General features: G+C 65.8%; 14 protein-coding genes and 3 tRNA genes. 8 read left to right on the plus strand and 9 right to left on the minus strand.

Annotation, left to right across the window (positions count from 1 at the left end):
- The first annotated feature begins 25 nt into the window (after window positions 1–25).
- From ligA to rfbA, 6 genes are all read left to right on the plus strand, one after another.
- Entirely contained in the window at window positions 26–2,155 is a 2,130-nt protein-coding gene (ligA, locus tag NOG11_RS02090) for an NAD-dependent DNA ligase LigA (protein ID WP_256617972.1), read from the plus strand.
- Window positions 2,156–2,382: 227 nt separating this feature from the next.
- On the plus strand, window positions 2,383–3,525 hold the full coding sequence (locus NOG11_RS02095) for a saccharopine dehydrogenase family protein (RefSeq protein WP_256617973.1): 1,143 nt from the start codon (window positions 2,383–2,385) through the stop codon (window positions 3,523–3,525).
- A gap of 53 nt (window positions 3,526–3,578) precedes the next feature.
- Window positions 3,579–4,139 (plus strand): dTDP-4-dehydrorhamnose 3,5-epimerase, encoded by a 561-nt coding sequence (gene rfbC / locus NOG11_RS02100; protein ID WP_256617974.1) that lies wholly within the window; start codon window positions 3,579–3,581, stop codon window positions 4,137–4,139.
- Window positions 4,140–4,145: 6 nt separating this feature from the next.
- Window positions 4,146–5,207 (plus strand): dTDP-glucose 4,6-dehydratase, encoded by a 1,062-nt coding sequence (gene rfbB / locus NOG11_RS02105; protein WP_256617975.1) that lies wholly within the window; start codon window positions 4,146–4,148, stop codon window positions 5,205–5,207.
- A 2-nt stretch (window positions 5,208–5,209) separates the two neighbouring features.
- Window positions 5,210–6,097 (plus strand): dTDP-4-dehydrorhamnose reductase, encoded by an 888-nt coding sequence (gene rfbD, locus NOG11_RS02110; RefSeq protein WP_256617976.1) that lies wholly within the window; start codon window positions 5,210–5,212, stop codon window positions 6,095–6,097.
- A gap of 4 nt (window positions 6,098–6,101) precedes the next feature.
- Window positions 6,102–6,968, plus strand: a complete 867-nt coding sequence (gene rfbA / locus NOG11_RS02115; protein WP_256617977.1) for a glucose-1-phosphate thymidylyltransferase RfbA — start codon at window positions 6,102–6,104, stop codon at window positions 6,966–6,968.
- Window positions 6,969–6,977: 9 nt separating this feature from the next.
- Here the strand turns inward: rfbA and NOG11_RS02120 are convergent, their stop codons facing one another.
- From NOG11_RS02120 to NOG11_RS02160, 9 genes are all read right to left on the minus strand, one after another.
- Window positions 6,978–8,300 (minus strand): UDP-glucose dehydrogenase family protein, encoded by a 1,323-nt coding sequence (locus NOG11_RS02120; protein WP_256617978.1) that lies wholly within the window; start codon window positions 8,298–8,300, stop codon window positions 6,978–6,980.
- 61 nt (window positions 8,301–8,361) lie between these two features.
- Window positions 8,362–9,489: an AGE family epimerase/isomerase gene (locus NOG11_RS02125; RefSeq protein ID WP_256617979.1), complete on the minus strand. Its 1,128-nt coding sequence runs from the start codon at window positions 9,487–9,489 to the stop codon at window positions 8,362–8,364.
- Between the two features lie 109 nt (window positions 9,490–9,598).
- Window positions 9,599–9,674, minus strand: a tRNA-Thr gene (locus tag NOG11_RS02130).
- 45 nt (window positions 9,675–9,719) lie between these two features.
- The gene (bla, locus tag NOG11_RS02135; RefSeq protein WP_256617980.1) at window positions 9,720–10,604 is read right to left on the minus strand and encodes a subclass B3 metallo-beta-lactamase; all 885 of its coding nucleotides are present in this window, start codon (window positions 10,602–10,604) and stop codon (window positions 9,720–9,722) included.
- A gap of 43 nt (window positions 10,605–10,647) precedes the next feature.
- A tRNA-Asn gene (locus NOG11_RS02140) sits at window positions 10,648–10,722 on the minus strand.
- 209 nt (window positions 10,723–10,931) lie between these two features.
- Window positions 10,932–14,102 carry an efflux RND transporter permease subunit gene (locus NOG11_RS02145; RefSeq protein WP_256617981.1) on the minus strand — a complete coding sequence of 1,057 codons (3,171 nt, stop codon included), beginning with the start codon at window positions 14,100–14,102 and terminating at the stop codon, window positions 10,932–10,934.
- Window positions 14,099–15,370, minus strand: coding sequence for an efflux RND transporter periplasmic adaptor subunit (locus tag NOG11_RS02150; RefSeq protein ID WP_256617982.1), 1,272 nt, complete (start codon window positions 15,368–15,370; stop codon window positions 14,099–14,101). The genes NOG11_RS02145 and NOG11_RS02150 overlap by 4 nt, the downstream gene beginning before the upstream one ends.
- A complete protein-coding gene (locus NOG11_RS02155; RefSeq protein ID WP_256617983.1) occupies window positions 15,367–16,881 on the minus strand; it encodes an efflux transporter outer membrane subunit in 1,515 nt (504 codons plus the stop codon). The genes NOG11_RS02150 and NOG11_RS02155 overlap by 4 nt, the downstream gene beginning before the upstream one ends.
- 357 nt (window positions 16,882–17,238) lie before the next feature.
- Window positions 17,239–17,312 (minus strand) — tRNA-Cys (locus tag NOG11_RS02160).
- A 176-nt stretch (window positions 17,313–17,488) separates the two neighbouring features.
- Here NOG11_RS02160 and NOG11_RS02165 point away from each other — a divergent pair.
- Window positions 17,489–18,145 carry a protein-L-isoaspartate O-methyltransferase family protein gene (locus tag NOG11_RS02165; RefSeq protein ID WP_256617984.1) on the plus strand — a complete coding sequence of 219 codons (657 nt, stop codon included), beginning with the start codon at window positions 17,489–17,491 and terminating at the stop codon, window positions 18,143–18,145.
- Between the two features lie 165 nt (window positions 18,146–18,310).
- Window positions 18,311–19,033, plus strand: a complete 723-nt coding sequence (locus tag NOG11_RS02170; RefSeq protein WP_256617985.1) for a DUF2497 domain-containing protein — start codon at window positions 18,311–18,313, stop codon at window positions 19,031–19,033.
- Window positions 19,034–19,143 lie beyond the last annotated feature (110 nt).

Genomic DNA, 19,143 nt, shown 5'->3' on the forward strand with positions numbered 1-19,143 from the left:
CCTCTCTCCACCGCGCGAAAGAGCCATGACCGAACAAGAAGCCGCCGCCCGCCTCGAAGAGATCGCCCGCCTGATGGAAGAGGCCGACCGGGCCTATGACGAGGCCGATCCGCTGATGACGGACGCCGAGTACGATGCGCTCCGGGCCGAGAACGCGGCGCTGGAAAAAGCCTACCCGCACCTCAAACGCGCCGACAGCCCGTCGGAGAAGGTGGGCTCGGTGCCGACGGGGCGGTTCCCCAAGCACACCCATGCCAAGGCGATGCTCAGCCTTGATAACGCCTTCAACGATGAGGATGTGCACGACTTCGTCGCGCGGGTGCGGCGGTTCCTCAACCTGTCCGAGGACGTGCCTGTGGCCCTGGTTGCCGAACCGAAGATCGACGGCCTCTCCGCCTCCTTGCGCTATGAAGGGGGCAAGCTGACCATCGGCGCTACGCGAGGAGACGGACGGGTGGGAGAGAACGTCACCGCCCAGCTCAAGACGGTGGAGGGCGTTCCGCACACGATCGAAGACACACCACACGTGCTGGAGGTGCGCGGCGAGGTCTATATCTCCAAATCAGACTTCGCCGCCATGAATGAAGCCTTCGAGGCTGCGGGGGAGAAGGTCTTCGCCAACCCCCGCAACGCGGCGGCGGGCTCCCTCAGGCAGAAGGATGTGGAGGTCACCGCTTCCCGCCCCCTCAAATTCTTTGCCCACGGATTGGGCGAGCTTTCCGCCCCCCTGGCCGAGACGTTCTCCGGTACGGTGGAGGCGCTTGAGGCTCTCGGGTTTCCGAAGAACCCACTCGCCAAGCCTTGTAAGGATGCGGAGGAAGCGCTCGCCCACTACCGCTCGATTGAGGAGCAGCGGGCCAGCCTCGACTACGACATCGACGGGGTGGTCTACAAGGTGGACCGGCTCGACTGGCAGGAGCGGCTAGGCGCCGTGGGCCGAGCGCCGCGCTGGGCCATCGCGCACAAATTTCCTGCCGAGCAGGCGACCACGATGCTCGAAGAGATCGAGATCCAGGTGGGCCGCACCGGTGCGCTGACCCCCCGCGCGAGGCTGACGCCGGTTACCGTCGGCGGCGTCGTTGTCACCTACGCGACGCTGCATAACCAGGACGAGATCGAGCGCCTCGGCGTGCGCAAGGGCGATACCGTCCGTATCCAGCGCGCCGGTGACGTGATCCCCCAAGTGCTCGGCGTGGTGGAAGAGAAGCGCCGCGCATCATCGAAGCCGTTTGTTTTTCCGACCCAGTGCCCCGCCTGCGGCTCCGACGCCGTGAGGGAGGAGAACCCCCGCACCGGCGAGCGCGATGTGGTGCGCCGCTGTACCGGCAACCTCATCTGCCCGGCCCAAGCAGTGGAGGGGCTCAAGCACTTCGTCTCCCGCACACGGATGGATATTGACGGTCTAGGCGAGCGCCAGGTGGAGGATTTCTTCGCCGCCGGGATGGTCCGTCAGCCTGCCGACATCTTCACCCTCGCTGCTCGCGAGGAAGCCGGAGCATTCAACGACGAGGAAGGCCGCTCGCCCCTCAAGAGCTACAAGAAGAAGACCGTGAAGGGCGAGGCGGTGCTGACCCATGAGGTCACCAACCAGAAATCGCTCGACAACCTCTTCGCCTCCATCGAGGCGGCGCGGACGAGGCCCCTGGGCCGGGTCATCGCCGCGCTCGGCATCCGCCATGTGGGCTCCATCACCGGCGGGCTCCTGGCCGACCGCTACCCGTCGAAGGAGGCGTTCCTGGAGCTGGGCCGCCGCCTAGCCGAGGGCGACGAAGAGGCGAGGGCGGAGCTTCTCGCCATTGATGGCCTCGGCGAGACGGTGGCCGACGCTCTGGCGCGCTTCTTCCATGAGGAGGGCAACACCAAGGCCGCCGAAGCGCTGTTCGCCGAGCTGAGCCCCGCCGCGCCTGAAGCGAAAGCCACCGAGGGCGAGCTTGCGGGCAAGACCATGGTCTTTACTGGAACGCTGCAGGAGATGACCCGCGACGAGGCCAAGGCCCTGGCGGCAAGGCTGGGCGCGAAGGTGTCGGGCTCGGTATCGGGCAAGACCGACATCCTCGTGGCCGGGGAGAAGGCCGGGTCCAAGGCGAAGAAGGCTGCGGATCTGGGGGTCGAGGTCTGGGATGAGGCGAGGTGGCTGAAGGCGGCGCGGGGGTGAGAGAATTAGCGCCGTCATCCCGGAAAGCCGAAGGCTTATCCGGGATCCATGGACCGAACCGTTGCAACAGCTTTCTGCGTTCTGTCCATGGGTCCGTCGATCCGCTCTGCGGCTCGACCCCCGCTTCGCTGCGGCCGGGATGACGGCGAGAAGGAAGCGACAGCACCAAACCCTTGCCATCTGCCCCGCCCCGCGCCACGCCATCCCCAACCAAAGGGAGGCCCACCATGGCAAAGGACTTCGATATCGTCGTCTACGGCGCGAGCGGTTTTACGGGGCGCCTAGTCGCCGAGTATCTGGGCTCCATCGGCCATCAGCGCTTCGCCATGGCTGGGCGCAACGAAGCCAAACTGAAGGAAGTCCGCGATGAGCTCGGCATCGACGCGCCGCTCCTCATCGCCGACGGCGAGGACGAGGCGGCGCTCAAGAAGCTTGCCGAGAGCACGAAGGTGGTCACCACCCTGGTCGGCCCCTACCAGCTCTACGGCGACAAGCTGCTCAAGGCCTGCATCGACGCAGGAACCGACTATACGGACCTTTGCGGCGAGCCTGCCTGGATGGCGGAGAAGATCCGCGAGGCGAACGATACGGCCAAGGCTTCGGGCTCGCGCATCGTCTTCTCCTGCGGCTTCGATTCGATCCCCAGCGATATCGGCATGTTGGACCTGCAGGAGAAAGCGAAAGCTGCGGGCGCCCCGGCGGAGCGGGTCAAGCTCTTTGTGCGCGGCATGAAGGGCACCTTCTCCGGCGGCACGGCGGCGAGCTTCAAGGCGACCATGAAGGCCGCCTTCTCGAACCCGCAGGTGCTCGAGGACCTCAAAAACCCCTTCTCCCTCTGCCCCGGCTTCACCGGGCCGAAGCAGCCCAACCCCCAGGCGGTCAGGTATGACGAGGAGGCGCAGACCTGGCTCGCCCCCTTCATCATGGCGTCGATCAACACCAAGAACGTCCACCGCTCGAACTACCTTCAGGGCCACGCCTACGGTGAGGGTCTCGTCTATGACGAGATGATCCCGACCGGCGACGGCGAGGAGGGTAAGGCGCGGGCGGAGGCCATCGCGAACGACAAGTCCATGGCTGGCGACGACGCGCCTAAGCCCGGCGAGGGGCCTTCCAAGGACGAGCGCGAAAACGGCAGCTTCCACCTCCAGCTCATCGGCAGCGGGCCGGACGGCGTCATCGCGCAGACAGAGGTGAAAGGCGACAAGGACCCAGGCTACGGCTCCACCTCCAAGATGATCTCCGAGGCCTCGATCTGCCTGGTGGAGGACAGGCCGGACGGGCAGGGCGGCATCACCACCCCCGCCGCTTGCCTGGGTTCCGACCTGCGCAAGCGGCTTCACGAGCGGGCAGGGGTCACCTTCTCCTAACGGGCGTCCGGCACGAAGCTTGCGGTAGCGCTAGGAAAGTTTAGGGCATTCCCATGTTCACACGCCTCGCCATTCCCGATGTCATCCTCGTGCAGCCCAAGCGGCATGGGGACCACCGCGGCTTCTTTGAAGAGAGCTTCGTCGCCTCCCGCTACGCCGAGGGGGGGATCGAGGGGCCGTTCGTGCAGGACAACCACTCGCTGAGCGGTGGGGTGGGCACGCTTCGCGGGCTGCACTTTCAGACCGAGCCGTCACCGCAAGGCAAGCTCGTGCGCTGCACGCGCGGGCGCATTCTCGATGTGGCGGTGGATATCCGGCAAGGCTCACCGACCTATGGCCAGCATGTGAGCGAAGAGCTTTCGGCCGAGAACGGGCGGCAGCTCTGGGTGCCGGCAGGCTTCGCCCACGGCTTCGTCACGCTCGAGCCCAACACGGAAGTTCAGTACAAGGTGACAAGCTACTACGACCCCGAAGCCGATAAGGGCCTCGCCTGGGACGATCCGGCGCTCGGCATCGACTGGGGGCTTGGTGGGAAAGAGCCGGTGCTCTCGGGCAAGGATACACAGCACCCGGTGCTCGCTGACCTTCCGACCTACTTCACCTATAAGGGCTGAACCATCATGGCCAAGAAGATCATCGTCACCGGCGGCGCAGGGTTCATCGGTTCAGCGGTCATCCGTCATCTGATCGGCGATACCGACGCCGAGGTCGTCAATGTCGACAAGCTGACCTACGCGGCGAACCTCGACACCCTGAAAAGCGTCGCGGACAACCCGTGCTACAGCTTCCACCAGCTCGACATCTGCGATGCGGGCGCCATGGTGCAGCTCTTCGAGCGCGAGAAGCCGACCCATGTCATGCACCTCGCCGCCGAGAGCCATGTGGATCGCTCGATCTCCGGCAGCCGGGCTTTCGTCGAGACCAACATCATGGGCACCTACAACCTTCTGGAGGCTGCGCGCGGCTACTGGATGGGGCTGAGCGACGGCGCGAAAGAGGACTTCCGCTTCCATCACATCTCCACCGACGAGGTCTACGGATCGCTTGGCGCCGACGGCCTCTTCGAGGAGACCACGCCCTACGATCCGTCCTCACCCTATTCAGCGTCGAAGGCGGCCTCGGACCATCTCGCCATGGCCTGGTACAGGACCTACGGGATGCCGGTGGTGCTGTCGAACTGCTCGAACAATTACGGCCCCTACCAGTTTCCCGAAAAACTCATTCCCCTGATGATCCTCAACGCGATGGACGGCAAGGAGCTTCCCGTTTACGGTGACGGCTCGAACATCCGCGACTGGCTTCACGTGGACGACCACGCCAAGGCGCTGGTGACCATCCTCACTAAGGGGCGTCTGGGCCAGGGCTATAATGTCGGCGGACGGAATGAGCGCACCAACCTTCAGGTGGTGCACACGATCTGCGACACGCTGGACGACAAGATGAAGGCGAACGAGCCTCGTCGTGAGCTGATCAAGTTCGTCACCGACCGCCCTGGCCACGACCAGCGCTACGCCATCGACGCCACCAAGCTCGAGCGTGAACTCGGCTGGAAGGCCGAGTACAATTTCGACACGGGCATTCAGCAGACGATCGAGTGGTATCTCGAAAACCGCGACTGGTGGGAGCCGCTCCGCAACAAAGTCTATGACGGCCAGCGCCTCGGCCTGGTCGGGAAGAAGTAGTCATGGCGAAGATTCTCGTTGCAGGCCGCTCCGGCCAGGTCGCGCAGAGCCTTGCGGAGGCTGCCGCTGATCGTCCGGGTATGGAGCTAGTCTGCCTGGGACGCCCGGACCTCGACATCGCGGATCTCGATAGCGTCAAGAAGGCGTTCGCCGCGCACGCGCCGGACCTCGTCATCAACGCGGCGGCGTACACGGCGGTGGACCAGGCGGAGACGGACCGCGACGAGGCCTATGCGGGGAACGAGGGCGGTCCGAAGAACCTAGCCGAGGCGGCATCGGCTGCCGGTGTTCCGCTCTTTCATATCTCCACGGACTATGTCTTCGACGGCGAGGGAACGGAACCCTACGAAGAGACGGACCCGGTCTCGCCTTTAGGTGTCTACGGATCGTCCAAGCTGGCCGGGGAAGAGGCCGTTCTTAAAGCGCACGAACAAGCCGCGATCTTCCGCACGGCCTGGGTCTACGGCGTCTACGGTAAGAACTTTCTCAAGACCATGCTGCGCCTCGCGGCGGACCGTGATGAGCTAGGCGTGGTCGCCGACCAGAGGGGCGCGCCGACCTCCTCACACGACATCGCGAAAGGCCTTCTGGACGTCGCCGAAGCCTGGCTCGGCGGCAAGGTGGAGCGGGGGATCTACCACATGACGGCGGGCGGTGAGGCGGTGTGGGCGGACTTCGCCGAGGCCATCTTCGAGGAGAGCGCGGCGCAGGGCGGCCCCTCCGCCACCATCAGGCGTATTCCGTCTTCGGAGTTTCCAACCCCGGCGAAGCGCCCCTCCTACTCCGTTCTCTCCTCCGACAAACTGGCAGCGACCTATGATGTCCGTCTGCCCCACTGGCGCGACCGGGTGGCCCCCATCGTGGCGCGCGTTCTCAACGAAGGGTCCTGATCCGATGAAGGGCATCATCCTCGCAGGCGGCCACGGCACGCGGCTCTACCCCATCACCCGCGCGGTCTCGAAACAGCTCCTGCCGGTCTATGACAAGCCGATGGTCTACCACCCGATCACCACGCTGATGCTGGCGGGCATCCGGGAGATCATGCTGATCGCGACGCCGGACATGATGGACCTCTACAAGCAGCTGCTCGGTACGGGCGAGCAGTGGGGCGTCGAGTTTCAGTACGCGGTACAGGATGAGCCGCGCGGCCTCGCCGAAGCGTTCCTGATCGGCGAAGAGTTCGTAGGCGGACAACCCTGCGCACTCGCCCTTGGCGACAACATGTTCTATGGCGCTGGGTTGTCCGGCGAGCTACAGCAGGCGGGAAAGATCGAAGACGGCGCCGTGGTTTTTGCCTACCGCGTGCCCGATCCCGAGGCTTTCGGTGTCGTCGAGATCGATGAGAACGGCCGGGCGCTGAGCATCGAGGAGAAGCCGCAGAAGCCGAAAAGCGACTGGGCGGTCACGGGCCTCTACTTCTACGACCAGGACGTCACCAAGATCGCCAAGGAAGTCAAACCCTCCGCCCGCGGAGAGCTGGAGATCACCTCGATCAACGACGCCTACCTCCAGGCGGGCAAGCTGAAGGTCAGCCGCCTTCCGCGCGGCACGGCCTGGCTCGACGCAGGCACCTTCGACGGCCTCCTTCAAGCCAGCCAGTTCGTACAGACCCTGGAAGCGCGCCAGCGTTTCAAGATCGCTTGTCCGGAGGAGGTCGCCTTCCGCAAGGGGTTCATCACCAAGGAAAGGCTCATCGAGCTGGCCGACGCGTTCAAGAACGACTACCAGACCTATCTGCGCGACGTAGCCGAGAACGGCTGAGCCAGGCGACTACTCGCGGCCGATCGAGCGGTACTGGAAGCCTGCCCCGCGCACCGTTTCAGGGCGGTAGATGTTGCGCAGATCGACCATGATGGGCGTGTTAAGCGCCGATTTGATCTTCTTGAGGTCAAGCGCTCTATAGGCGTCCCACTCGGTGACGATGACCACGCAGTCGGCCCCCTCGCACGCATCGTAGGGGCCGGTGCAGTAGGTGATGGCGTCCTCGCCCAGTAGCTTGCGGGCCTCTTCCATCCCCTCCGGGTCGTGCGTCCTGATCGAGGCGCCCGCTTCTCTCAGCATGGGTACGATATCGAGGCTGGGGCTGTCGCGCATATCATCCGTATTAGGCTTGAAGGTCAGGCCGAGCATGGCCACCGTCTTGCCCTCTGCCGTGCCGCCCAGCATCTGAACGATCCGCCCCGCCATGCTCTTCTTCCGCTCGGCATTGGCTTCGACCACCGCGTCGACGATACGCACGGGGGAGTCGAAATCCGCGGCGGTCTTGGTCAGCGCCAGCGTGTCCTTGGGAAAGCAGCTCCCGCCATAGCCAGGCCCGGCATGGAGGAACTTCGTCCCTATACGGCCGTCCAGCCCGATGCCCTTGGCCACCTGCTGCACATCCGCGCCCACCTTCTCGCAGAGGTCCGCCATCTCGTTGATGAAGGTGATCTTGGTGGCGAGAAACGCGTTGGCCGCGTATTTGATCAGCTCCGAGGTCGCCCTTTTGGTAAATAGGATAGGCGTCTCGCTGATATAGAGGGGTCGGTAGATCTCGCGCATCACCTCCACGGCGCGCTCGTCCTCCGTACCCACCACGACCCGGTCGGGCTTCTTGAAGTCGTTGATGGCCGCGCCCTCGCGAAGAAACTCGGGGTTCGAGGCGACGGAGAAGTGCACACCTTCGGCGAACTCCTTGCGGGTCCGCTTGATGACCTCGGCCACCTCTCGGCCCGTGCCGACGGGTACGGTCGATTTGGTCACCACCACGGTGTAGTCGGTGATCGCCTCGGCGATCTCCTCGGCGGCGGCGTAGACATAGGAGAGGTCGGCATGCCCATCACCTCGCCTCGATGGCGTACCGACGGCGATGAACACCGCGTCCGCCCCCGGCACGGCCTCGGCGATATCGGTGGTGAAGGAGAGCCTTCCCGCGCGCACGTTCTTCTCGACCAGCACGTCGAGACCCGGCTCGTAGATCGGCATCACACCGTCCAGAAGCCGGTCAATCTTGCCTCGGTCCTTATCGACGCAGATGACGTCGTGCCCGAAATCGGAGAAGCAGGCCCCCGAGACGAGCCCCACATAGCCGGTACCGATCATTGCAATGCGCATGGTGCGACTCCCTTTCCGGTTCGGGCGGGGTTAGCTTTCCACCGGCCTGCAAGTCCAGCCGCTAACCATCATAGGCCAGCAGCTCATCGGCCAGGGTGATGATGTGGTAGAGAAGACTGGTCGGCATCAGTTCCGACGCGGCGCTGCCGTCGGCGTTCAGCCGGTCGACCCACCCGCCTTTGGCGACAGGAGCGAGGTAGAGCTCGACGAATGTCTCGAGCAGCCTGCCCGCTTCCTCGTGGTAGGCGGCCTCGCCGGTCAGACGGCCAAGGGTTGCTGCCGCCCTGATATGCTCGGTCTGACACCACAGGCGCCCCGTCTGCAGAGCCTCGTCGGCGGCGAGATCGACCTCGTCGCTCAGGATGCCATATCTTCCGATACGGCCCAGCCGCCTGGCGTTCTCGTACAGCGTGACGAGGTGCGGAAGGTCGGTCTCGCCAGCCCGCTGCAGCAGCCAGAGCCATTCCGTCATGTGCCCTGGTTCGATCAGTGCGCCCTTGCGAGGGTCGGGTATCCAATCCTCGGTGAAGAACTCCAGGAGTACACCCCTATCCGGGTCCCAGAAGTGCTCGTGATAGAGGCTAAGCACCTCGCGCTGCGCCTCTTCTGCGAAGGCTGAAGCACCGGCTTCCAACCGCAAGGTGGACGCCTCGAAGAGGTGCATATGCGGGTTCTGCCGCCGGGGCAGGGAGGGGGGGAAGGCCTCGGCGTAGCCGCCATGCTCGTGCCGAAGCGCGGAGAAGTAGCCCTCCACCACGCTGTCCACCTCTTCGGCTTCCGGGTCGTCATAGACCGCCCGCCGCTCGGCCGAGGCGAGGAGGGCAAAAGTGTGGTCGTAGCCGTCGCGCGTGTCGTTCAGCACCTCGCCCTCGGGGCTGAACACGTGGACGAAGCTGGGCACGAAGCCTTCCTTGGGCAGAAGCCCCCGGTCGATCATGAAGCGCCAGCCGTGATCCGACGCGGCGCGGCCATCCGCCATCAGACCCAGCAGCTCCGCCCGCGCAAAGGAGAACGCCTGGCGCGCCTGCACCCGCCAACGCTTGGGCGCATCCACGACCGGCTCGCCGTTATGGGTGAGGGACTCGTGGTAGCCGCCGCGCGGGTCCAGCGCCGCTGAAGACCACAAAGGCAGGGCATCGTCCCGAACCCAAGCCAGGAACCACTCGCGCTGCTCGTGATAGGTGGTCATCTGCAAGGTCTCCCAACGGTCCAGGCCTCATAGCCAGCTCCGCGGCAAACGCCATCACCCCGAGGCGGTTCGCAGGCCTTGGACGAGAACATGGCAATCGTACGGAAAGTGGTGCCCCCAGTCCGACTCGAACGAACGACCTACTGATTACAAATCAGTTGCTCTACCAGCTGAGCTATAGGGGCTTTGTGGGGGTAGGGATTGCCGCAAACGGGGCGGCAGATCAATCGTCAATCGCCTGCCGGCTCGTTCTCCTGGGCTAGCCTCACGCGCAGGCGGGTTCGGACGCGCTCGGCGTAGCGCGCGCAGGCTGCTTCGTCCCGCAGTCCTTCTCCGCCCTCGATCTTTGTTCGCATGCCGCTGGCGGAGGGGTGGGGGGTGAGGAGGATTGTGCAGGGGCTGGCGGCCAGGCGGTCGAGCCCCGCCTCATAGGCCTCCACATAGGCGGGGTGGTCCGAGAAGCGGTAGTCGTCGCTGCTTACAGGGGAGAGGCTGTCGGCGTAGACGATGGTCTCGCAGCCCTCCTCGGCGCAGCTCTCCCAGCGCCAGCTCAGCGCGCCCGCGGCATGGCCCGGCGTGGCGATGGCGGTGAGTTCGAGCCCACCCTGACGCACCGTCTCTCCATTCTCCACCACCGCGCTGACTTCGGCGGCGGGGAAGGGCTCGTGCATGCCGTATTGGGGGTCGGAGGGGGCGTCCTCGCCGGTCGAGAGCACCGGTGCGGCGGCCTTCGAGGCGATCAGCCTCGCGCCGCTACGCCGCTGCAGCTCGGCCAGACCCGCCACGTGATCGAAATGCTCGTGGCTGTGCAGGAGAAATTCGACGTCCTCCAGGTCGAAGCCGAGCGCTTCGATATTGGCCGCGATCAGAGCCGCTCCCTCAGCGGTGCCCCCGTCGATCAGCACGTGGCCCTCTTCGCCTGCGATCAGCACCGCGGCGATGCCGCAGGTTCCCACATAGTAGGTGTTGCCGTGAACGCGGAAGGGCGGGCCGGGCTTGTCCCACTCGTCCCAGTCCTCGCAGGCTTCGGCCCAACGCTCGGCGGAAAGGTCGCGGGAAGCAGCTTCCCCTGCATGCTGCTCGGAGCAGGCGACCAGCGCGAGCGGTAGAGACATCCGAAGAAACGCTCTCAACGCAACCTCTCTTCATGTCGGGAAGTGGCTCCGGTGGAGGGATTCGAACCCCCGACCCAGCGATTAACAGTCGCTTGCTCTACCACTGAGCTACACCGGAACGAAGGGCGCCGATAGCGCATCGGGGTTGAGGTGAAAAGCCCTGTTCGCGCTCGCCCGGCAATTTTTTGGAAGGGTTCGAGCCGCCGCAAAGAGAAACGGCCCCGCCGAAGCGAGACCGTTCCTTTGGGGGTATGGTGGGTATGTCTTCCTGGGAGAAGAAGACCCTTCCTTCATCCTCCCTTAGGGTTAAGCGCCAGTTAAGACGGATCACTCCGCCGGAGCGTGCTGGCCCGATCCTTTGATCTCCGGGATGCCGTCGAGGGACGCGCCTTCGCCCAGGCGGGGCTGGCGCTCGCCGGTCCAGAGGCTTCGGAAGAAGCGCTGGATGTCCGCGCCCACCGCGTACATGGCCGGGACGAAGAACAGCGTCACGAAGAGCGCGAACAGCACGCCGAAGGCGAGGCTGATCACCACGGGCTTCAGGAACTGCGCGTCCAGGCTCTGCTCGAAGAGGATCGGCAGAAGACCGATGAAGGTCGTCACCGAGGTGAGGAGGATCGGGCGGAAGCGCACCGTGCCGGCCTCGACCAGGGCGGCGAACGCGCCTGCTCCCTCGCTGCGTAGGCGGTTCACATAGTCCACCAGAACCAGGTTGTCGTTCACCACCACCCCTGCCGCGGCGGCGATGCCGAAGAAGGAGAACATGGCGAAGTCCACGCCCCAGATCAGGTGGCCGAACACCGCCCCCATGAAGCCGAAGGGGATCGCCGACATGATCAGGATCGGCTGGAAGTAGCTGCCGAAGGCGATGGCCAGCAGCATATACATGCCGAAGAGCACCGCGATGCTCAGCACGAAGAGCTCGCCCAGGAACTTGTTCTGCTCCTGGTCCGCGCCGCGCTGCTTGACCGAGACGTCCGGGTACTTCGACAGGATCTCCGGCACCACCTGGCCGTAGAACTGGCCGCGGAAGGGGCCTGCATCGGCGCCGTCGCGAATGCGCGCGAAGACAGTGACCGAGCGCTTCCTGTCCGTGCGCCGGATGAAGCGGACGGCGGGGCCGTTCTCGAACTCGGCGACGGAGGAGATGGGGATCTGACGCCCGTCGGGGGTCCTGATGCGGAAGTCGGAGAAGAGCCCCTCCAGGCTGCGCCGCTGGGCTTCGGGGTAGCGCACGATGACGCGCACGTCCTGGCCATCGCGGGGGAGGCGCTGGACCTCCTCGCCGAAATAGGCCTGGCGAAGCTGCAGCGCCACGTCCTGCACGGTCACGCCGAAACGCTCCGCACCCGGCTTGAGCACCAGGCGCTTCTCGTCGAGCGGCGCCTGGAGGTTGTCGCGCACATCGTAGAGGATGGGCACGGAGCGCATATACTCCTTGATCTCGTTGCTGGCGGCCGCCGCCTGGTCGAGATCGGTGGCCTCGATCGAGAGGAAGAAGCGGTTGTTCGAGCCGGAGAAGTTCGAGCTGATCTCGATCTCCTCCGCATCCGGAACGGGGCCGATCTTGTCGCGGTAGATATCGCCGATCTCGGCCATGGTGATGTCACCGCGCTCCTCGCTGTCGAGGAAGACGTTGAAGCTGAAGACGGTGCCGGTCCACGCCCTGGTCGAGGTGCTGTTGACGACGTCCTTGCCCAGGCGTTCCTCAAGCTCCTTACGGAGCTCGGCGTCGGCGGCCTGGACCTGGTCGAAGACCTGCATCTGCCGCTCCCAGGAGGTGCCTTGCTGCATGGCGATCCGTGTCTGGATGAAGCGGTTCTCCACGTCGGGGAAGAAGGCGAACTGGATCCAGCCTTGGTTGAGAAGCGCCACTGAGACGGCGAAGAGACCGATGAACAAGGTGATGGTGATGGCCCGCCCGTGGATCGCCATGGTGATCAGTGGACGGTAGAAACGGTCCGCGAACCAGAGGAGGCCGTCGGCCAGCTTGCGCTGGAACTTCAGAATGCCCGTATCCGAGGGCGGCTTGAGATGCGCGAGGTGGCTGGGCAGAATCAGGAAGCTCTCGATCAGCGAGAAGGTCAAGGCCAGGATCACCACCCAGGAGATCGAGGACAACCAGCCGCCGAAATCGCCCCCGATGATGAGGAAGGGGGAGAAAGCCAGCATGGTGGTCAGCACCGCGAAGAGCACCGGCTTGGCGACGATCTGCGTACCGATCACCGCAGCGTCGAGGCCCGTCTTGCCGACCTCCACCTGGCGGTTGATGCTCTCGCCCACGACCAGTGCGTCGTCCACCACGATGCCGATCACGAGCAGGAGCCCGAAGAGCGACAGCATGTTGAGGCTGACCCCCAAGATGGGGAACAGGATGAAGGTGCCGAGGAACGACACGCCGATGCCTGCCGCCACCCAGAACGCCACGGTGGGGCGTAGGAACAACATCAGAATGATCAGGACGAGGACGAGGCCCTGCGCCGCGTTGCCGGTGACCAGCTTGAAACGGCCTTCATAGAACTCGGCCAGGGTGAAAGCGAAGGTGAGCTCGACGCCGGGGGGCAGGGTCTTGCTGCGCTCCTCGACCCAGTTCTCGAGGACGTCGACGATGGCGATGACGTCGGAGTCGGTGGGCTGGCGGACCGTGAGGGTCATGCCGATCTTGCCGTCGATCTCGTAGATGTAGTTGCTGTCCGGGAAGCCGTCGATGACGGTGGCGATGTCCTTCACCCGGATGATCGAGCCGTCGAGGTTCTGGCGCACGACGATCTCGCCGAACTCTTCCGAGGTGTCGGCGAGGTTCCTGGTGGCGAGGGGGATGTTGCCGGTGGTGGTCTGGACCTCGCCCATGGACAGGTTCAGGGACGCCCGGCGCACGGCCTGGGCGACCTCGCCGAAGGTGAGGCCGTAGCGCCTGAGGGCCGTCTCCGAGATCTCGATCGAGACCTCCTCGGTGCGAAGACCGTCCACATCGACGATCGGAGAGCCGCCGGGGAGGGCGGCGAGCTCGTCGCGGAGCTCCCGCGCCAGCCGGTTGAGGTCCCTGAACTCGACGGTCTCGTCGCCCGTCAGGTCCATGAAGGCGAGCTCCTGCTGGAAGTTCTGACGGCGCACCACCGGGGGGAAGCTGTCCTGGGGCAGGTTCGACACGCCGTCGATGCGCGACTTCACCTCGTTCAGGAAGCTGTCGAAATCGCCGCCCTTCTCCATCTCCACGGTCATGGAGGCGCCGCCCTCATAGGCGGTGGAGGTCAGCTCCTCGATGTTCTCGAGATTGGCGACCGCCTCCTCCATGCGCAGGAGGAGCTGCTCCTCGCTATCCGTGGGCGAGGCGCCGGGCCAAGAGATGTTCACCTCGACCGCTTCCTGGGCGACCGAGGGGAAGGTCTCGCGGCTGAGGGAGTTGTTGTAGGTGAAGATGCCAATGATGATGATGAAGAACATCAGCAGATTGGCGGCGACCGAGTTCTTGGCCCACCATCCGATCAGGCCGTTCATAGGTTGGTCCCCGTATCGGCTTCACCGCTGAGGGCGGTGGCGGCGCTTTCGTCCGCGTCACCCTCGTCGGCTTCGGGCGGACGGCGGCTGGCGCTTTCGCCGCCTTCGTAGAGCGGGCGGACCCGGCTGCCGACGGCGGAGTTGACCGGGCTCGTCACCAGGAGGTCGCCCTCGTCGAGGCCGCCGGTGGCAAGCAAGCCGCCGCCGATCTGCGCCACGATCTCGGGCCGCTTGAGCTGCAGCTCGTCCATCTCGTCCACCACATAGACCTGGCCGTCGCGGCGCAGGGAGAGGAGGGGGATGAGTGTCGCGTTGCCGATCTCGGGGCCGGTGACGACCGCGTCCACGAACAGGCCGAAGGCGAGGGGGAAGCCGTCATCGGCGCCCTCGCCGTAGGGGTCCTGGACCTCGGCGATGGCGGCGATCTGACGGGTGGAGCTGTCGATGGCGGCGTCGATCCGGCGGACATGGCCGCGCCAGGTGCGCGGCTGGCCCGCCACCGTGGCGGTCAGCACGACCGCAGGGCCTTCGCCCGCCTCGGCCTGGAAGGCGAAGGGGAGCTGGAGCTTGCCCAGATCCTCGTCGGTCAGCGGCAGCCTGATCTCGGCGACATCGGTGGCGAAGATCTCGCCGAGATTGAAGCCGGGGGAGACATACTGGCCGACATCGGCGGTCACCGTGCGGATACGGCCGTCAAAGGGCGCACGCACCTTGGTCCGGGCGAGGGCGAGCTGGGCATCGGCCAGGTTCGCCTTAGCCGAGGCGAGGTCGGCCTTGGCGGCGGTGAGCTGCGGCTTGCGCAGCGCCAGGAGCGAGGGATCGCTGGAGGCGTCGCGGCCCGAAAGCTCTTCGTAGTCACGGGCGGCCAGAACACCCTCCGCCTCCTCCACCGCCAGGCGCTGCTCGGCCTGGGCGACGGTGGCCTGGGCGCGGGTGACGGCGAGGCGGTAGTCCGCGTCCTCGATCTCGAGGAGAACATCGCCCTTCTTGAAGGTGCCGCCATCGGCGTAGGACGGGAACACGTTGGAGACCCTACCTGCGATCTGCGCCGAGAGCTGGATCTGCCGCCGGGGCTGAACCTCGCCCTGGGTCCTGACCTCCACCGTGGTCGGCTTGTAGTTCACGTCCTGGACGAAGGCGATAGGAGCTACGGGCTCCGCCTCCACCCGCTCGGGCTCGGGACGCATGCTGCCGCCGATGGCGATCAGCGCGACGAAGAAGACACCGAGCCCGAGGGCGCCGAGAAGGACGATAAATTTGCGGATCATAGGACGCCTCCTTCAGGCGTTTCGGCGTCGGGGCCGGCGGCGTCTGCCAGGGTGGTCTCCCCCGGCAGGACATAGGGGGCGCCCAGCGCCAGATACAGGGCCACCCGGTTGGTGAGCCTGGTCCGGCGGGCGTCGATGAGCTGGCCCTCGGCCTGGATGCGGCGCTGCTGGGCGCTGATCAGGTCGAAGATGTTGGTGGTGCCGGCGAGGTAGCGGCGCTCGGTCAGGTCCTCGGCGGCGGCGGCCTCCTCGAAGGCGAGCTGCAGGGCGCGCTCGCGGCTCGTCAGAAGGTCCTCGGCGGCGAGCGCGTCCTCGACCTCGCGCCAGGCGTCGAGCGCCGTCTGACCGTAGTCGTAGAGGGCGGCCTGGGCCAGATCGTAGGCCGCGCGCTCATTGGCGATGAGCCGCCCGCCCTGAAAGATCGGCTGGGTCAGGTTGCCGAACAGGGTCTTGGTCAGCCCCTCGATGTCGAAGTCGAAGACGTCGTTGATGTCGGCAGCGTTGGAGCCGGGTCCCGGCACGGCGTTCCTGGTGGCGTTGGCGGCGAGGGACAGGCGGGGGAGGAAGGCTTTGCGCGCCTCGCTGACCCTCAGACCCGCCGCCTTCAAGCGCCGCTCGGCGGCCACCATGTCGGGGCGGCGGCTGAGAAGCTCCTCCGGCGTGCCGAGGGGCGCGCCGCTGGCGGTCCTCAGCGGGGCGAGGGCGGGCAGGTCGCTGGCCGCCTCGATGGTGGCTGCGGGGTACTCGCCCAGCAGCACTTCGAGCTGGCGGCCCGCCTCGAGCTCCTGCTGGATGCGCGACTGCAGCGCCGCTTCGGAGCTGGCGAGGCTGGAGCGGGCCAGGCGCAGATCGAGGCTCGTGGAGATGCCGCGCTCGTAGCGGCGCTCGATGATGTTGAGGTTGGCCTGGCCGGTCGCCACATCACGCTCGGCGAGCTGGCGTTGCAGCCGGGCGGCGGTCAGGGCGTAATGGCCCTGGGCCGCGTTGCCTGCGAGGGACAGCCGCGCGGCGGCGAAATCGGCACGCTGGGCCGCGGCATCAAGATAGGCGGCGCGGGTCTGATCCGTCAGGCGGCCCCAGACATCGGCTTCCCAGTTGAGGCTCAGCCCGAGGTCGAAGTTGGTCTGGAAGGTATCGCCGAGCTGCTGACCCTGAACGATGATCGGGCCGCCGAACCGGCTGGCGTTGAAGCCCAGGCTGAGCTGCGGGAACAGCCCGGCCCTCACCGCGCGGGCCTGCTCGCGCTGGGCGTTCACGCGGGCGAGCTGTGCCTTGAGATTGAAGTTGTTGGTCAGGGCATCGGCCACGACATTGGTGGCCACCGGATCGCCGAGATCGCCGAGCCAGTTGCCGGTGATCGGCCGCGCCTCTTCGGCGGCGACGATGGACGCCCAGCTATCGAGCTCGGCCTCGATCGGCTCCAGCGCCTTTTTCGGGCCGGGGGTGGCGCAGGCGGAAAGGGCGGCTATCGCCACCAATGCACCCAACCGATGCTGCGTACCCCTAAGCATTCCTGACCTCCACCTTGTCGTTCCCCACGACCGATCCCGACCGCCCTTTATCGAAAAACATTGAAAATGTGGAATCGAATTCAAGAAGGTCGTGTGTTTTTTTTCACCTGCGGCCAAGGGGCCACGCCCTAACCATGCGGAAAGAGGGGGGTTGCGGGGCAGCGGCCCCCTCCGCCCTGACGGGCACCTCCCCCATGGTATGGGGGAGGGAAGCAGACCAACCGTCGCTCCCCACGACGGAGGAGAAGCCACAAACCAACCCAAGTCACCGAGAACGCGAGCGAAGCGAAAGCGAAGTCGAGCCAGCGCTCAAGTAGGAGGCCGGTCAGGCCGACGGTAGCGCCACTATTGGAAAGTTGGAGGCACCACCCGGAATCGAACCGGGGTACACGGATTTGCAATCCGCTGCGTCACCACTCCGCCATGGTGCCGTCCGAGGTGCGTCTCTAGGCGAGGCCCGCGACAATCACAAGCGGTAGGCGTCTCGGCTCAGGCATCTTTTGCGCCGCGAACCGGTTCCCACTTAGCGGCCCGGTGCCCTATCCAAGCCGTCAAAAGCGTTCTATCAGCCCGGCGAACGAGAAGAGAAGGCCCGAAGGAGCGCCCCTTGGACACGGCAACCCAACGCAAACACATGGTCGACAGCCAGGTCAGGCCGAACGACGTGACCGACTTCGCGCTGCAGGCCGCGATGCTCGAGCTGCCGCGTGAGCGCTTCGTGCCCGCCGACAAGCGCGCTCTGGCCTATGTGGAGCAGGACGTGCCCCTGTTCGAGGACCGCTACCTGATCGAGGCGCGTGACTTCGCCAAGCTGGTGAACGCGGCGGCGATCCAGCCCACCGATCTCGTGCTCGATATCGGCTGCGGTTACGGCTACTCCGCGGCCGTTCTCGCCAGGCTCGCCTCGGTGGTGGTGGCGATCGAGGAGAACGAGACCGTCGCGGCCAAGGCGACCGACCGCTTGGCCGAGCTCGGCATCGACAACGCCGTGGTGATGAACGAGGCCCTGACCAAGGGCTGCCCGAACCAGGGGCCTTACGACGTCATCGTCATCGCCCACGGGGTGGAGGAGGGGCTGGAGCCGCTTCTCTCCCAGCTCAAGGAGGATGTCGGGCGGCTCGTGACCATCAAGAGCGAGGGCCGGGTGGGGCACGCCACGCTCTACACCCGCTCCGGCGAAGCTTACGGCGAGCGGCGCCTGTTCGAGAGCTACCCTCCCGGCATCCTGCCCGGCTTCCGCAAGAAGGCAGCCTTCCAGTTCTAGGGACTTTCTTTACTTTTTCCTGTTCGCGCGGCTGAATAGTAAACGCTGCGTTAACCACTTTCCCGTGTATGTGGCCTTGCTCCCGAGTCCGAACAATTGGATGGTAGGCGCTTAAGGTTGACGAGTGAGGTTGGTCCGATGGCGGCGGCACAAAGCGAACTGAGCATGGACGAGATCCTCGCCTCGATCCGCAAGATCATCCATGACGAGGACGAGCCGCGGCCCGCGCTGAACCCCGACACCACCAACACCGTCGCCCTGCGGGAGCAGCAGGCCGAACCTCAGCCCGCCGCCCCGGCCCCGGCGGCGCCCGAGCCCAGCCTCGCCGACCAGCTCCGCCAGGTTCAGGTGACGAGCGCCGAGCCCGCCGCTCCCGTGCCTGCCGCCGAGCCGGTCGTCGCGGCGCCCCAGCCTGCTCCAGCGCCAGCAGCGCCCCAGCCCGCTGCAGAGCCGCAAGCTCAGCCTGCCGCCGCTGCTCCCGAGCCCTTTCCGGCCGAGATGGCGACTGCCCAGCCCGAAGCTCCCGCCGAACCGGCCCCCGCCTCTGTCGCCACGATGGAGCCCGATGCGGTCGCGACGGAAACTGCGGCGCCGACCGACACCACTTTCGACGAGGCGTCCAAAGAACCCGCGGCCGGTGTCGAGAAGACTTCGGAGGACACCGCTACGGGCCTCCTCGACGAAGCCGTCAGCTCCGGCGCCGCCAAGGCCTTCGCCCAGCTCCGCCAGGGCATCGAGGTCTCCAAGGGCACGCCCCTGACCCTCGAGGACATGGTCCAGGACATGATGCGCCCCATGCTGAAGGCCTGGCTCGATGACAACCTCCGCGCCATCGTGGAAGAAAAGGTCGAGGCCGAGATCGCCAAAGTGGCGGGCCGCAAGGCGTAGGGCCGCTGCCTGTCTCCTGATCGTCTGCCGCGCCCCGCCCCCTCAGCCTACTTCGCTCCCCCACGAGGTGGGGGAGCGAAGTAGGTGGCGAAGGCTAGTTCTGCTTCCCT

This window comes from Parvularcula maris (assembly GCF_024505085.1).
Lineage (GTDB): Bacteria > Pseudomonadota > Alphaproteobacteria > Caulobacterales > Parvularculaceae > Parvularcula > Parvularcula maris.